The sequence below is a fragment of the Aromatoleum petrolei genome (assembly GCF_017894385.1).
GTDB lineage: Bacteria > Pseudomonadota > Gammaproteobacteria > Burkholderiales > Rhodocyclaceae > Aromatoleum > Aromatoleum petrolei.
This window is the reverse complement of record NZ_CP059560.1, coordinates 4,050,826-4,065,746: the sequence shown is the minus strand read 5'-3', so window position 1 is coordinate 4,065,746 and position 14,921 is coordinate 4,050,826. Positions and strand designations below refer to the sequence as shown.

Genomic DNA, 14,921 nt, shown 5'->3' with positions numbered 1-14,921 from the left:
GCCTCTCACTTCCAGATAGACAGCGGCGACATCATCCACACCGCCACCACGATCACCCAAACCAGGGTGATCGGAATAAACACCTTCCAACCCAACCGCATGATGTGGTCGTAGCGGAAGCGCGGGAATGTCGCGCGTACCCACAGGAACACGAACAGGAAGAACGCAGTCTTCAGTGCCAGCCAGTGGAAACCGTCGGGGATCCCACCAATCGGCGACAGCCAGCCGCCCATGAAGAGGACCGACGTCATCACTGACACGAGGAACATGTTCGCGTATTCGGCGAGGAAGAACAGGGCGAACGCCATTCCAGAATACTCGACCATGTGTCCCGCAACGACCTCGGACTCGCCCTCGACCACGTCGAACGGCGCGCGGTTGGTTTCCGCGATGCCGGAAATGAGGAAGACGATGAACATCGGCAGGAGCGGGAGCCAATTCCAGGACAGGAACGACAGCCCCATTTCATGGAATTTGCCTTGCCCCTGGGAATGCACGATATCGCTCAGGTTGAGGCTCGACGAGATCAACAGCACGCAGATGAGCGCGAAACCCATTGCCACTTCGTACGACACCATCTGCGCCGCTGCTCGCATGGACCCGAGGAACGGATACTTCGAGTTCGAAGCCCAACCGGCGATGATGACGCCGTAGACTTCCATCGACGTGATCGCCAGCAACAGCAGCAGACCGGCATTCACATTCGCGAGCACCACCCCGTCATTGAACGGCACCACCGACCAAGCCGCCAGCGACGGGGCGATTGCGAGGATCGGCCCCAGGATGAAGAGGCCCCTGCTCGCTCCGGACGGAACGATGATCTCCTTGAACAGGAGCTTCATGCCGTCGGCGATCGGCTGCAACAGCCCTTTCGGGCCGACGCGGTTCGGGCCGATACGCACCTGCATGTAGCCGATGACCTTGCGCTCGGCGAGTGTCAGGTAGGCCACGCCGATCATGAGCGGGGCGATGATCGCTACGATCTTCGCCAGCGTCCAGACAGCGGGCCACGCGGGCCCGAAAAACTGGGACACAGGTTCCAGCAATGCTTCCATCAGACACGCTCCACGCTGATCTCGCCGCACATTGCGCCGAGGACGGAGGTTGCCGCGGTGGCCGCAGCAACGCGCACGCAGTTCGCCGCGACCGATTCGTCGGCGACGATCGGCACCTCGGCAGAAGCCTGCCCCTGCTTCAGGCGCACACGTGCACCCGACTCGACGCCGATCGCCGCGAGGGTCGCGGCACTCGCGCTGGCCGCCGGAGCCTTCGCGTCGCGCGTCTTCTGCAGCGACTTTGCGCGCCGAACGAGCGGGTCGGCGGCATAAATCGGAACATCGCTGACACGCTCGAGTCCCGCTGCGGTTCGGGCGGCGAAATTGAACTCGAGACCGAACAGGCGATTGCCCAGATCCGGGCAACTTCCTTCCCCCAGAGCCTCGGCGGCGACCGCTTCCGAATCGTTGTGATCGAAACCCTCGAACTCCAGGAGGTTGCCGAGAACCCGCAGCACCTTCCAGCCGGGACGGGTATCGCCGAGCGGGCGAGCCACCGCGTTGAAATTCTGCGCACGCCCCTCGCAGTTGACGAAGGTGCCCGACGTCTCGGTGAAGGGAGCGATCGGCAGCAACACATCGGCGGCGGCGAGCAGCGAGTCGGACTTGAATGCCGACAAGGCGACGACCAACGGCGCTGCTCCCAGCACCGATTGCGCGAGGACCGGGTTGGCAAAATCCAGAGCCGGCTCGGCATTAAGCAGCAGATACCCCTTGCGCGGCTGCTCCAGCATCTGTTTCGCATTTAGCCCGCCGACCAACGGCACGGCCTTCGCGAGATAACCGCCGACACTGTTAGCCGCCTCCCCGATCACGCCGAATGCGCCTTCGGTCAGACGCGCGAGTTCCTCGGCAAGCTGCTGGATCTCGGTCGCACACTCGCACTGCACCGCGAGGTTGCCGAGCCACACCGCGACCTTGCGGCCGGAAGAGAGACTCTGGGCGATCGCGCGGGCGTCGTCGGAAACCGAGGCGGGCATGGCGGCGGCGAGGTGCTCCGCGACCGGCACACCCTTCTCGGCTGCCACGGCAGCAACCACCTGCAGCAGTACCGGAACGATCGCGGACGGCGCCGCCAGCACGCGATTCTTCACAGGCAGGAGCCATTCCTCGGCGCTCGCACTGATGGCGCTGACATGCAGGCCACGCTTGGCGGCTTGTCGCACGCGCTGCGCGAGAAGCGGGCTATCCTTGCGCAGGAAGCTGCCGATTACGAGCAGGCGGTTGAGACCGGCCACCTCATTGATGGGCATGCCCAGCCACGGAGCCCCTTCGCGGAAGCCGTCTGCGCGGAAGTCGCACTGACGCAGGCGGAAGTCGACACTGTCGGAGCCGATGGCGCGAGTGAGTTTCTGCAGAAGATACAGCTCTTCGACCGTCGCATGCGGCGACGCGAGGGCGCCGATCGAATCCGGACCGTTCTGCTTGGCGGTCTTGCGCAGGCCGTTGCCGGCGAACTCGAGTGCCGTCTGCCAGTCCGTTTCCTTCCACACGCCGTCCTGCTTGAGCATGGGGACGGTGAGGCGATCTTCGCTGTTGAGGCCTTCGTACGAGAAGCGGTCCTTGTCGGACAGCCAGCATTCGTTAATATCTTCGTTCTCGAACGGGAGCACCCGCTTGACGACGTCGTGTTTCACCTGAACGATCAGATTGGAGCCGAGCGAGTCGTGCGGGCTGACCGAACGGCGCCGCGCGAGCTCCCACGTCCGCGCGGAGAAGCGGAACGGCTTCGAGGTCAGCGCGCCGACGGGGCACAGATCAATGATGTTGCCGGACAGTTCCGAGTCCACCGTCTTTTCGACGAAGGGCATGATTTCGGCATGCTCCCCACGAAAGGCCTGGCCCAGTTCCATCTGGCCGGCGATTTCCGTCGTGAACCGGACACAGCGCGTGCAGTTGATGCAGCGCGTCATGTCGGTCGAGACGAGCGGTCCGAGATTCTTGTTCAGAACGACGCGCTTCTCTTCTTCATACCGCGACTGGCTCCCGCCGTAACCGACGGCCAGATCCTGCAGCTGACATTCGCCGCCCTGATCGCAGATCGGACAATCCAGTGGGTGGTTGATCAGCAGGAACTCCATGACACCCTTCTGGGCCTTCACCGCCTGCTCCGAGCGGGTCCACACCTTCATCCCGTTGGTCACGGGCGTGGCGCACGCGGGAAGCGGCTTGGGAGCCTTCTCGACCTGCACCAGGCACATGCGGCAGCTCGCCGCGATCGAGAGCTTCTTGTGGTAACAGAAGTGCGGAACGAATGCACCGATCTTGGTGGCAGCATCCATGATGGTGCTGCCATCCTCGACCGTCACCTGCTTGCCGTCGATTTCGATCTCTAGCATTACGGTCTCACGTAGATTTGGCTGCCTTCATACTGAACTTCAGGCGGCACTAGACATTTCTTGTTTTCGATGTGGTATTCGAACTCGGAACCGAAGTGCTTGACGAAGCTCTGCACCGGCATCGATGCGGCATCGCCGAGCGCGCAGATCGTGCGCCCCATGATGTTTCCGGTCACCGAATTGAGAAGATCGAGGTCGTCCTTCCGGCCGAGGCCATTCTCGATGCGATGGACCACGCGGTATAGCCAGCCGGTGCCTTCACGGCAGGGCGTGCATTGGCCGCAGGACTCTTCGAAGTAGAAGTACGACAGACGCTCGAGCGCCTTCACCATGCAGGTGGTTTCGTCCATCACGATGACGGCGCCGGAACCGAGCATCGACCCCGCCTTGGAGATCGAGTCATAGTCCATCGTGCAGTCCATCATCACGCTGCCGGGAAGGACGGGCGCAGACGATCCGCCCGGAATCACAGCCTTGAGCTTGCGCCCGCCGCGCATCCCGCCCGCCATCTCCAGCAGTTCGGAGAACGGCGTACCCATTGCGATTTCGTAATTGCCCGGACGATTCACATGACCGGAAACCGAGAACAGCTTCGTCCCGCCGTTGTTCGGTTTACCGAGATTGAGGAAGCCTTCTCCGCCCATGTTGATGATGAACGGCACGGAAGCGAAAGTTTCCGTGTTGTTGATCGTCGTCGGTTTCCCGTACAGGCCGTAGCTGGCGGGGAACGGCGGCTTGAAGCGCGGCTGGCCCTTCTTGCCTTCGATCGACTCGAGCAGCGCGGTTTCCTCGCCGCAGATGTACGCGCCGTACCCGTGGTGGGCAAACAGCTCGAAGGAAAAATCCGATCCGAGGATGTTCTGACCGAGCACCCCAGCCGCGCGAGCCTCGGCGAGGGCTGCTTCGAAGCGCTCATACACCTCGAAGATCTCACCGTGAATGTAGTTGTAGCCACGCTCGCAACCCATCGCATACGCGGCAATGGTCATCCCCTCGATGACGGTGTGCGGGTTGTAGCGCAGAATGTCGCGATCCTTGAAGGTGCCCGGCTCGCCCTCGTCGGAGTTGCACGCGAGATACTTTGCCCCGGGGAAGGAACGCGGCATGAAGCTCCACTTCAAACCGGTCGGGAATCCTGCGCCGCCGCGGCCACGCAGGGACGACGCCTTCAGTTCCGCAATGATCGTCTCGGGCGGGATTTTTTCGCTGATGATCTTCCGCAGCGCGGAGTAGCCACCGCGCGCAACGTAGTCCTGCAGCCCCCAGGTGCGATCGCCGTCGACACCGGCGAGAATCAGTCCGCTTGCGCTCATTTGTCTGCCAGCTCCGCGAGGATCTGATCGATCTTTTCCTTCGTCATCCAGCTGCACATGTGATGATTATTCACGAGCAGCACGGGGGCATCCCCGCAGGCGCCCATGCACTCGCCTTCCTTGAGCGTGAACTTCCCGTCGGGGGTGGTTTCATTGAAATCGATGCCGAGCTTTTCCTTGAGGTAGTCGGCCGCATGCACGCCACCCGACAGCGCACAGGGGAGGTTCGTGCACACGGTGATCTTGTGGCGCCCGACCGGCTCGAGGTCATACATGTTGTAGAAGCTCGCCACCTCATAGGCCGCAATCGCGGGCATCTGGAGGTAGCTGGCGACGAACTCGATCAATTCCTTCGGCAGCCAGCCCTTCTCGATCTGGGCAATGCGCAGCGCAGACATCACGGCGGACTGCTTCTGATCGGGTGGATATTTCGCGATCTCGCGATCGATCTGTTGTAGCGATTCCTGACTCAGCATTTCGTACTCGTCTTCCCGGTTGCCTGCCGACGTTTCAAGGCCAAGCGTTCAGCGGTCGATTTCGCCGAACACGACATCCATGGTACCGATGATCGCCACGACGTCCGCGATCATGTGGCCACGCGCAATTTCGTCCATCGCCGCGAGGTGAGCGAAGCCCGGTGCGCGCATCTTCAGCCGATAAGGCTTGTTTGCGCCGTCAGACACCGCATACACGCCGAACTCGCCCTTGGGGTGCTCGACCGCCGCGTAGACTTCGCCCGCCGGGACGTGCATGCCTTCGGTGAAGAGCTTGAAGTGATGAATCAGCTCTTCCATGTTGGCCTTCATCCGCTCGCGCGGCGGCGGGGCAACCTTATGGTTGTCGGCGATCACGGGGCCCGGGTTCTTGCGCAGCCAGTCAATGCACTGCTTGATGATGCGATTGGACTGCCGCATCTCCTCCATCCGGACGAGGTAACGGTCGTAGCAATCGCCGGTCTTGCCGACCGGCACATCGAACTCGACCTGGTCGTAAACCTCGTACGGCTGCTTCTTGCGAAGATCCCAGGGCACACCCGAACCGCGCAACATCACACCGGTGAAGCCCCAGGCCTTCGCCTGTTCAGGCGTCACGACGCCGATACCGACAGTACGCTGCTTCCAGATCCGATTGTCGGTCAGGAGCGTCTCGTAATCGTCGCAGTAACCGTTGAAACGGTTGGTGAAATCCTCGAGGAAATCGAGCATCGAACCCTGACGGTTTTCGTTCAACTGACGAACCGTGTTGGCATTCTTGAACTTGTTGACCTCGTACTGAGGCATGCGATCCGGCAGATCGCGGTACACGCCGCCAGGGCGATAATATGCCGCATGCATACGCGCGCCAGAAACGGCCTCATACACATCCATGAGGTCTTCCCGCTCGCGAAAGGTGTACAGCACCATCGTCATCGCGCCAATGTCGAGCGCGTGCGTACCGATCCCCAGAAGGTGATTCAGGATCCGCGTGATCTCGTCGAACATCACACGGATGTACTGCGCACGAATTGGCACCTCGATTCCGAGCAGCCGCTCAATCGCCATGCAATACGCATGTTCGTTGCACATCATGGACACGTAATCGAGACGGTCCATGTATGGCACGGACTGGATCCACGTTCGGGTCTCGGCAAGCTTCTCGGTTCCCCGGTGCAGCAGCCCGATATGCGGGTCCGCCCGTTCGACGACTTCGCCGTCGAGTTCAAGAACCAGACGCAGCACGCCGTGCGCAGACGGGTGTTGAGGTCCGAAGTTGATCGTGTAATTGCGAATCTCAGCCATGGCCGACATCCCCGTAATTCTCTTCGCGCACGATGCGCGGCGTGTTTTCGCGCGGCTCGATCGTCACTGGCTGATACACAACCCGCCCCTGTTCTGCGTCATAGCGCATCTCGACGTACCCGGTGACCGGAAAATCCTTGCGGAACGGATGCCCGACAAAGCCATAGTCGGTCAAAATCCGCCGCAGATCGGGGTGACCCGAGAACATAATCCCGTAAAGATCGAAGGTCTCGCGCTCGTACCAGTTTGCACTCGGCCAGACACCCACGACCGACTCCAGAACCGGGAAATCATCGTTGTCAGCAAAGACCTTCAGACGCAGACGCCAGTTCTTCGCAACCGAAAGGAGATGGACGGCAATCGCGAAGCGCTTTCCGCTCCATGCACCATTCCCATAAGCCGAATAATCGAGACCCGACACATCGATCAATTCTTCGAAGCAGAGCTCTGCGTGATCACGCAAGCACTGGGCCACACCGAGATAATCTTCCGGCGCAACGTCGATAGTCACCTCACCACGATCGACGACAATCGACCGCAACTTGTCACCCAGGACCTCTTGCAGGACCTGGCTCAGACGCTCAAGCTTGGGACTCATAGATGAACCATCCGTCAGCGCGCGATGGTATTCGTGCGCTTGATCTTGTTTTGGAGCTGAATGATGCCGTAGAGCAGCGCTTCAGCCGTCGGCGGACAACCCGGGACATACACATCCACAGGCACAATGCGATCACAACCGCGCACGACCGAGTAGGAGTAGTGATAGTAGCCGCCACCGTTAGCACAAGAGCCCATGGAAATCACCCAGCGCGGCTCCGCCATCTGCTCGTAAACCTTGCGCAGCGCGGGCGCCATCTTGTTGCAGAGAGTCCCCGCAACAATCATCAGGTCAGACTGGCGCGGACTTGGCCGAAACACCACGCCAAAGCGGTCCAGGTCGTAACGAGAACAACCCGCATGGATCATCTCGACTGCACAGCAGGCCAGACCGAAAGTCATCGGCCAGAGCGACCCCGTGCGAGTCCAGTTGATTACCGCATCAAGCGAAGTGGTTACAAACCCTTCGCGAAAGACGCCCTCAATACTCATGCATCACTCCCAGTCGAGTGCACCGTTTTTCCACTCGACGACATAACCGATGACCAGCACGGCAATGAAGACCATAACCGAGCCGAATACGAACCACGCGACCTGACCTGCCGCAATGAATTCCTGGAACACCGTCGCCCACGGAAAGAGGAAGGCGATTTCGAGATCGAAAAGGATGAAAAGAATCGCGATGAGGTAGTAGCGCACATCGAACTTCATGCGCGCATCTTCGAAGGCCTCGAAGCCACACTCATACGGAGACAGTTTCTCGCTGCCAGGGCGATAGGGCGCAACGAGACGCCCCAGAATGACGGGAACAAGGCCAAAACCAAGCCCCACGAGGATGAACATCAGAACAGGAAAGTAGTTTTCCAGCATTGCGTGACACCCCGTCTTAAATACAGATTGTTTTAGTTTTTTTAATTAACCCACTGCATGAAAACGCCCGCTTTCGCGGGCGATTCAGTGTTCTGGTGCCGACGGTGAGACTCGAACTCACACGGCTTTCGCCACCACCCCCTCAAGATGGCGTGTCTACCAATTTCACCACGTCGGCACGTTCGTTACAGCGCGAAATTATACGACCTTTCCCGTATCCCGCAAAGCCCCAAGGGGAACTTATTTGGGAATCGACTGGGCCTTTGAATCGTCCGCCATGCCTGCCGGAGCCCCCTCGCCAGCTGGCGCCGTCACGGCAGCGTCCTGCATGACACTGGCAGGCTTGACCGCCGTACCGTTACTCAAATAGCTCAGGCCGAGACTAGTCAGGAAAAATACGGCAGCGAGCACGCCCGTCGTGCGACTGAGGAAATTTGCCGAACCGGAGGCACCGAACACACTCCCCGATGCACCACTTCCGAATGCCGCACCTGCGTCCGCCCCCTTGCCATGCTGCATGAGAACCAGAGCAATGATGCCGAGTCCCACCAGCACATGAACGGTCAAGACAATAGAAAATAAGTAATTGCTCATAATATGACCTTGTTTTGAATCTCAACTGCCCTGCACGACCGTTGCCGCTCGACAGATTTCAAGAAAGGACTGCGCGTCGAGCGAAGCCCCACCGATCAAGCCACCATCCGCATCCGGCAGGCCGAACAACCCGCCTGCCGTTTCGGGTTTCACGCTACCGCCATACAGGACTTGACTGCGCTCGGGCGCGGAAACATGGCGCCCCAGCCAACGCCTGACGAACCGGAGCACCGCCTGCACCTGCTCGACCGTCGCTGCACGTCCGGTACCGATCGCCCATACAGGCTCGTATGCGAGCACGATACGCTGCAGCGCCTCGGGCGACAGCGTGACCGCGAGGGCATCGAGTTGCCGGTGGAGCACCTGCTCCGTTACGCCGGACTCGCGTTCGGCCAGCGTCTCGCCGATGCAGACGATGGGTACAAGCCCACCTTCGAGCACCACATCCGCCTTGCGGGCAATCAACACGTCAGATTCGCCGTGCAGCGCCCGTCGCTCGGAATGGCCGACAATGACAAATCGCACGCCGAAGTCGCCGAGCATGGTGATGCTGACATCGCCTGTGTAGGCGCCGTCGGCGAATTCGCTCACATCCTGGGCGCCGAGCGCGACATCACTGCCACGGAGGATTTCACCAACCTGCGAGAGGTACGGAAACGGCGGACACACCGCGCAGTCCATGCCCGCGGGCATGGCACCCAGCAACTGGTCCAACAGAGCACTATTGCGCGCACGATCGCCATTCATCTTCCAGTTACCGACGACTAGCTTTCGTTTCATGCACTGCGCCCCAGCCAAATTTTTGGATTGTATCTGCAGCCCTTCGCTAGGTAAAGGAAGCGGGCCGGACAAAGACTGAGAGGGGCACTGTAACAGCGCCCCTCCCTTCTGCAAGCAAGTCTCGGAGAATGTCAGCGCGCCATCCGCCACCATCCACAGGACGCGCCGGGAGCCAGCCTACGCGACCCCATACGGCTCAACCGAAGCGTCCGGTGATGTAGTCTTCGGTTTCCTTGCGCTTCGGATTGACGAAAATCTGGTTCGTTTCGCCAAACTCCATCAGTTCGCCGAGATACATGTAAGCGGTGTAATCGGAGACACGGGCCGCCTGCTGCATGTTGTGAGTGACGATGAGGATAGTGACCTTGTCACGCAGTTCGTGGATCAACTCCTCGATGCTCGCCGTGGCGATGGGATCGAGCGCAGATGTCGGCTCGTCGAAAAGCAGCACTTCCGGCCGAGTGGCGAGGCAGCGCGCAATGCACAACCGTTGCTGCTGGCCCCCAGACAAGGCGGTGGCGGGGTCGTGCAAACGGTGCTCGACTTCCGACCAGAGGGCTGCGCCTCTCAGAGCCTCACGGACACTGTCGTCAATCACGGAACGATTGCGCTCGCCCCGGATGCGCAGGCCGTAGGCGACGTTCTCGTAGATCGACTTCGGAAACGGGTTGGGTTTCTGGAACACCATGCCGATGCGCATGCGCACTTCGATGGGATCGACGGCCGGATCGAGCAGGTTGGTATTGTCCGGGTGCAGCCGGATCGTGCCCTCGTAGCGATTCCCCGGATAAAGGTCATGCATGCGATTGAACGTCCGCAAGAGGGTGGACTTGCCGCATCCGGACGGACCGATCAATGCCGTCACGCGCTTCTCGTGCACCGGCATGGAGATCGACTTGAGCGCCTTGAAGTCACCGTAATAGAAACTGAAGCTTTCCACGGACGCCTTCACGGGGACCCCGCTGCCAATCCTCGCAGCCACGTCGGAAGGGTTGGGATTGCGCGCCTCAACCGAGACACCGCCGGCATGCGCCGCGGAGTCCGCAGCGGCTTGTTCGCTCATTCGCATCGTAGCAACGCTTACCATTTGATGTCCTTGCGCACGTGGTAACGAATCCAGATAGAGACGGCGTTCATTGCCAGCGTCATCAGGACGAGGATAAAACCGGCTGCCGCAGCGTTTTGCTGGAAAGCCTCTTCCGGACGCGAGGTCCAGTTGAACATCTGGATCGGCATCACCGTGAAACCCGACTTGAGCCACTCGAAGTTCAGCCAAGGGAACTCCGGTCCGATAGGCGACTCGGGGAGGAACGCGATGAAGGTGAGTGCTCCGATAGTGATGATCGGGGCCGTCTCGCCAATCGCCCGCGACATGCCGATGATGACGCCCGTCATGATGCCTGGCAGCGAATAGGGAACGATGTGGTCGCGGGTCACCTGCCAGCGCGTCGCGCCCAATCCGTAAGCAGCCTCGCGGATATGCAAGGGAATAGAGCGGATTGATTCGCGCGTCGCGACGATGACCACGGGGAGGATGAGCAGCCCGAGCGTCAGTCCGGCCGAGAGGATGCTCTGCCCGAATCCGAAGGTGTATACGAACACGCCGAGCGCCAGCAGACCATAGACGATCGACGGCACGCCGGCGAGGTTGGTCACATTAATCTCGATAACGTCGGTGAACAGGTTCTTCGGCGCATATTCTTCAAGGTAGATCCCCGCGGCTACGCCCAACGGAACGGCCGAGACCGCCGTGACGAGCATCACGAGCAGCGAGCCGACCCACGCTGACAGGATGCCTGCCTGTCCGGCACGGCGCGACGGGAAGTTGGTGAAGAAGTCCGGAGAGATGCGCTCCCAGCCGGCGACGGCCATCTGCGCAAACAGCGCAACGAAGGTCAGCACGCCCACCAGCAACGCAAGGAAGCCTGCAACCGCGAACAGCAGCTCAAGGCGCTTGTTGCGTCGGATAATCTTCCTGATCAGGGGAATGTCTTCTGCTTTCATGCCGTTCTTCTTAATATGCTTCGCGGAATCGACGGCGCACGACGTGCCCGACGAGATTCAGTGCGAGCGTCATGAGCATCAAGCTCAGGCCGGCCGCGAAGATCGACTGGTAGCCAATCGAGCCGTGCGGGAGATCCCCGAGTGCGACCTGGACGATGTAGGCGGAAATCGTCTGGGCCGGCTCGAGCGGATTGACGGTGAAGTTGGGCTGCATGCCCGCGGCGACCGCCACGATCATGGTCTCGCCCACTGCGCGCGAAATCCCCAGGATGTAAGCCGACAGGATGCCCGACAAGGCTGCCGGAAAGACCACCCGAAATGCGGTCTGCAGCCGGGTTGCCCCCATCGCGTAAGAGCCTTCGCGCATGCTCATCGGAACCGCGCGCATGGCATCCTCGGCAAGCGAGCTGACGTACGGAATGATGGCGATACCCATGACGATACCGGCGCCGAGCATGTTGAACCCCGACAGATCCGGCATGATCAGCTGGAGCAGCGGGATGACGACCATGAGGGCAAAGTACCCATACACGATGGTGGGAATGCCACCGAGCAGTTCGAGGAAGGGCTTCACGATCTCACGCACCGTCGGGCGGGCGAATTCGGAGAGGTAGATCGCAATCGTCGTTCCCAGGGGAATCGCAACGAGAAGCGCGACGAGCGACGTCGTCAGCGTGCCCGCAAGCAAGGGCAGAATCCCGTAGCGGGGCTCGGCGAACAGCGGAGTCCACATGGTGTCGGTAAGGAAGGACCAGATCGACACGGTGCCGAAGAAATTCACCGACTCGCTGACGAGCACCCAGATGATGCCGATGGTCGTCAGAACAGAGACGCACGCAGCCCCCAGGAGCAGGAGCTCTATGACGCGCTCCTTGAAGTTGCGCAGTGCCTTCTTCGCGAGCCGGTCGCTGACGGAAAGCGGACCGTAGGACGCGAGGGCGGCGGCACCGCCGGAATTGGTTTCTTGCATTGGACGCCTACGAACAACAAAGAGGCGCCCGGGCTAGACACCCGGGCACCGCATGCTTCGGACAAAATCAGAGCTTGGCTTCGCGAGCCAGGAGCGCATCGACCGTCACACCGACTTCAGCTGCGCCACCGAAAACAGTACCGAGCTTTTTCTTGTTGACGTGATCCAGGGCAATTTCGTACGCCTTGGCGGGAAGCGGAACGTACTTGACCTCGGTCGCGAGCGTGCTCGCATTCTTCAGATAGTAGGTGACGAAGTCACGGACCTCTGCCTTTTCGAGGGACTTTTCCGCTACGTAGATGAAGATCGGACGAGACAGGGGATTATACGAACCATCGAGCACGGTCGCGGCAGCCGGTTCGACCGGCTTGCCTTCCTTGTTGACGATAGGCACAGCCTTGAGCTTGCCCTGGTTCTCGGCGTAATAGGCATAACCGAAGTAACCGATCGCATTGACGTCGCGGGAGACGCCCTGGACCAGCACGTTGTCATCCTCGGACGCCGTATAGTCGCCGCGCGAGGCCTTCGCCTTGCCGACGACCGCCTCGGTGAAGTAATCGAAGGTCCCCGAGTCGGACCCAGCACCGAACAGCTTGAGTGGCGCATCCGGAAAGGAGGGATCGATTTGCTTCCAGCTCTTGATGGTGCCCTGCGCACCCGGCTCCCACATCTTCTTCAGCTGCTCGACGGATAGCTGCTTGATGAATGTGTTCTTGGGATTCGCCACGATGGTCAGCGCATCAAAGGCGACCGGCAGCTCGACGTACTTGATCCCGGCTTGCGAGCAGGCCTCCATTTCCTTCTTCAGGATGGGGCGCGAGGCGTCGGCGATGTCGATCTCACCGCGGCAGAATTTCTTGAAACCACCACCGGTCCCGGAGATGCCGACCGTAACCTTCACGGCACCCTTCTTCGCGGACTGGAAGTCCTCGGCGACCGCCTCGGTGACCGGGAACACAGTGCTCGAACCGTCGATCTTGACCAGCGACTGCGCATGCGCAGCTTGCGCTCCCAGTACGAGGACGGCAGCTGCAAGAGCAGTCTGCTTGAAACCCGACATAGTGAATCTCCAGTGGATGAACCGAGTCATTGCCCGAACCGGATGCACCTGGCCAAGCCGGCACGACATGCCGACACCTCAGCCGGGCCGGTGCATTCCGAAGTGCGCACACTTTAGTTGCGACACATTTCAGGAATGTGACAGTTCATATACCGGGATTAATATTGCGCGACAGTGGCCTTCTCGACGCAGTCAGCGATCTCGCGTGCAAGCCCGTCGACCTCGGCACGATCCTGCCCTTCAACCATGACCCGAAGCAACGGCTCGGTCCCGGAAGGACGAAGAAGCACGCGACCACGGCTTCCCAGCCGCACTTCGGCGTCCCTAGCCGCCGCAGCGATACCGGCGTGCGCCTGCCAGTTGAATCCGGCCGGAAGCTTAACGTTGATCAATTTCTGCGGATAGAAAACGAGATCGGAACACGCCTCCGCCAGGCTCTTGCCCGTGAACTGCAGCGCTGCGAGGACCTGCAGGGCGGAGATGATGCCGTCTCCGGTGGTGTGGCGGTCGAGACAGATGATGTGCCCCGAGTTCTCCCCGCCGAGCTTCCAGCCCTTCTCCTGGAGCATTTCGAGCACGTAGCGGTCGCCAACCTTCGCCCGGGCAAACGGCACACCCAGCCTGCCGACGGCGTGCTCGAATCCGAGGTTACTCATGAGGGTGCCCACAACTCCATCCAGACGCCCCAGTGTCCGTTGCGCGGATGCGATCACGTAGAGCAGCTTGTCGCCATCGTAGAGCGCGCCGCTGGCGTCGACCATCATGAGTCGGTCACCGTCGCCGTCGAGCGCGATACCGAGATCCGCCTTGTTGGCCAAAACCGCGGCACGCAAGTGTTCCGGCGAGGTGGCGCCGCAGCACTCGTTGATGTTGAGCCCGTTGGGGTCGACACCCACCGAAACCACTTCGGCGCCAAGTTCGTGAAAGACGCTGGGCGCGATGTGGTAAGCCGCTCCATTGGCACAGTCGAGGACGATCCTCAGTTTGCGCAGATCGAGCTCGTTCGGGAAGGTGCTCTTGCAGAATTCGATGTACCTACCCGCAGCGTCGTCAATGCGCCTCGCCTTGCCGAGCTTGGCCGACTCCGCACAGCCCATCGGCTGATCGACGCGCGCCTCGATCTCCATCTCGACGGCGTCGGCCAGCTTGTTTCCGTCAGCCGAGAAAAACTTGATCCCGTTGTCGTAATAGGGGTTGTGCGACGCAGAAATCACCACTCCGGCCTGCAGGCGCAGGGCGCGCGTGAGGTAGGCCACGGCGGGGGTCGGAACAGGGCCTGCGAGCAACACGTCGACTCCCGCAGCAGCAAAGCCCGCCTCCAGCGCGGCCTCGAGCATGTAGCCGGAAATCCGCGTGTCCTTGCCGATCAGCACGGCCGGACGGTCGCCCCGCGGCAGCTGCTCGCGCCCGACCAAGGTTACGCCCGCGGCGTAACCGAGTCGCATGACGAAATCAGGGGTTATCGCGGACTCGCCGACCTTGCCACGAACTCCGTCGGTCCCGAAATATTTGCGCGCCATGACTGCTTCCGATCAGAAAAGGCGAATTATCGCATCCCGGG

Annotated in this window: 15 protein-coding genes and 1 tRNA gene; all 16 read right to left on the bottom strand. The window is 60.8% G+C overall.

What is annotated here, in order from left to right:
* Positions 1-5 precede the first annotated feature (5 nt).
* The gene (gene nuoH, locus ToN1_RS18565) at positions 6-1,055 is read right to left on the bottom strand and encodes an NADH-quinone oxidoreductase subunit NuoH (RefSeq protein ID WP_169206077.1); all 1,050 of its coding nucleotides are present in this window, start codon (positions 1,053-1,055) and stop codon (positions 6-8) included.
* On the bottom strand, positions 1,055-3,394 hold the full coding sequence (gene nuoG / locus ToN1_RS18560) for an NADH-quinone oxidoreductase subunit NuoG (protein WP_169206078.1): 2,340 nt from the start codon (positions 3,392-3,394) through the stop codon (positions 1,055-1,057). Before nuoG ends, nuoH begins: the two co-directional genes overlap by 1 nt.
* Entirely contained in the window at positions 3,394-4,707 is a 1,314-nt protein-coding gene (gene nuoF, locus ToN1_RS18555) for an NADH-quinone oxidoreductase subunit NuoF (RefSeq protein WP_210147859.1), read from the bottom strand. Before nuoF ends, nuoG begins: the two co-directional genes overlap by 1 nt.
* On the bottom strand, positions 4,704-5,183 hold the full coding sequence (gene nuoE / locus ToN1_RS18550) for an NADH-quinone oxidoreductase subunit NuoE (RefSeq protein WP_169206079.1): 480 nt from the start codon (positions 5,181-5,183) through the stop codon (positions 4,704-4,706). The genes nuoF and nuoE overlap by 4 nt, the downstream gene beginning before the upstream one ends.
* A 48-nt stretch (positions 5,184-5,231) precedes the next feature.
* A complete protein-coding gene (locus ToN1_RS18545; protein WP_169206080.1) occupies positions 5,232-6,485 on the bottom strand; it encodes an NADH-quinone oxidoreductase subunit D in 1,254 nt (417 codons plus the stop codon).
* Positions 6,478-7,083, bottom strand: a complete 606-nt coding sequence (locus tag ToN1_RS18540; protein ID WP_169206081.1) for an NADH-quinone oxidoreductase subunit C — start codon at positions 7,081-7,083, stop codon at positions 6,478-6,480. Before ToN1_RS18540 ends, ToN1_RS18545 begins: the two co-directional genes overlap by 8 nt.
* Positions 7,084-7,097: 14 nt before the next feature.
* On the bottom strand, positions 7,098-7,574 hold the full coding sequence (locus ToN1_RS18535) for a NuoB/complex I 20 kDa subunit family protein (protein WP_018992218.1): 477 nt from the start codon (positions 7,572-7,574) through the stop codon (positions 7,098-7,100).
* Positions 7,575-7,577: 3 nt separating this feature from the next.
* Positions 7,578-7,952 carry an NADH-quinone oxidoreductase subunit A gene (ndhC, locus tag ToN1_RS18530; protein ID WP_050416614.1) on the bottom strand — a complete coding sequence of 125 codons (375 nt, stop codon included), beginning with the start codon at positions 7,950-7,952 and terminating at the stop codon, positions 7,578-7,580.
* Positions 7,953-8,045: 93 nt separating this feature from the next.
* Positions 8,046-8,130: transfer RNA gene (locus ToN1_RS18525), tRNA-Leu, on the bottom strand.
* A 62-nt stretch (positions 8,131-8,192) separates the two neighbouring features.
* Positions 8,193-8,546 (bottom strand): preprotein translocase subunit SecG, encoded by a 354-nt coding sequence (gene secG, locus ToN1_RS18520; protein ID WP_169206082.1) that lies wholly within the window; start codon positions 8,544-8,546, stop codon positions 8,193-8,195.
* 21 nt (positions 8,547-8,567) lie between these two features.
* Complete coding sequence (gene tpiA, locus ToN1_RS18515) at positions 8,568-9,326, bottom strand: triose-phosphate isomerase (protein WP_169206083.1); 759 nt, start codon at positions 9,324-9,326, stop codon at positions 8,568-8,570.
* Positions 9,327-9,522: 196 nt separating this feature from the next.
* Positions 9,523-10,389 carry a phosphate ABC transporter ATP-binding protein PstB gene (gene pstB, locus ToN1_RS18510; RefSeq protein WP_211162106.1) on the bottom strand — a complete coding sequence of 289 codons (867 nt, stop codon included), beginning with the start codon at positions 10,387-10,389 and terminating at the stop codon, positions 9,523-9,525.
* A gap of 17 nt (positions 10,390-10,406) precedes the next feature.
* Positions 10,407-11,330 carry a phosphate ABC transporter permease PstA gene (pstA, locus tag ToN1_RS18505; RefSeq protein WP_169206084.1) on the bottom strand — a complete coding sequence of 308 codons (924 nt, stop codon included), beginning with the start codon at positions 11,328-11,330 and terminating at the stop codon, positions 10,407-10,409.
* A gap of 10 nt (positions 11,331-11,340) precedes the next feature.
* Positions 11,341-12,300: a phosphate ABC transporter permease subunit PstC gene (gene pstC / locus ToN1_RS18500; protein WP_169206085.1), complete on the bottom strand. Its 960-nt coding sequence runs from the start codon at positions 12,298-12,300 to the stop codon at positions 11,341-11,343.
* 67 nt (positions 12,301-12,367) lie between these two features.
* Complete coding sequence (locus tag ToN1_RS18495) at positions 12,368-13,360, bottom strand: PstS family phosphate ABC transporter substrate-binding protein (RefSeq protein WP_169206086.1); 993 nt, start codon at positions 13,358-13,360, stop codon at positions 12,368-12,370.
* 158 nt (positions 13,361-13,518) lie between these two features.
* Positions 13,519-14,880, bottom strand: coding sequence for a phosphoglucosamine mutase (glmM, locus tag ToN1_RS18490; RefSeq protein WP_169206087.1), 1,362 nt, complete (start codon positions 14,878-14,880; stop codon positions 13,519-13,521).
* Positions 14,881-14,921 lie beyond the last annotated feature (41 nt).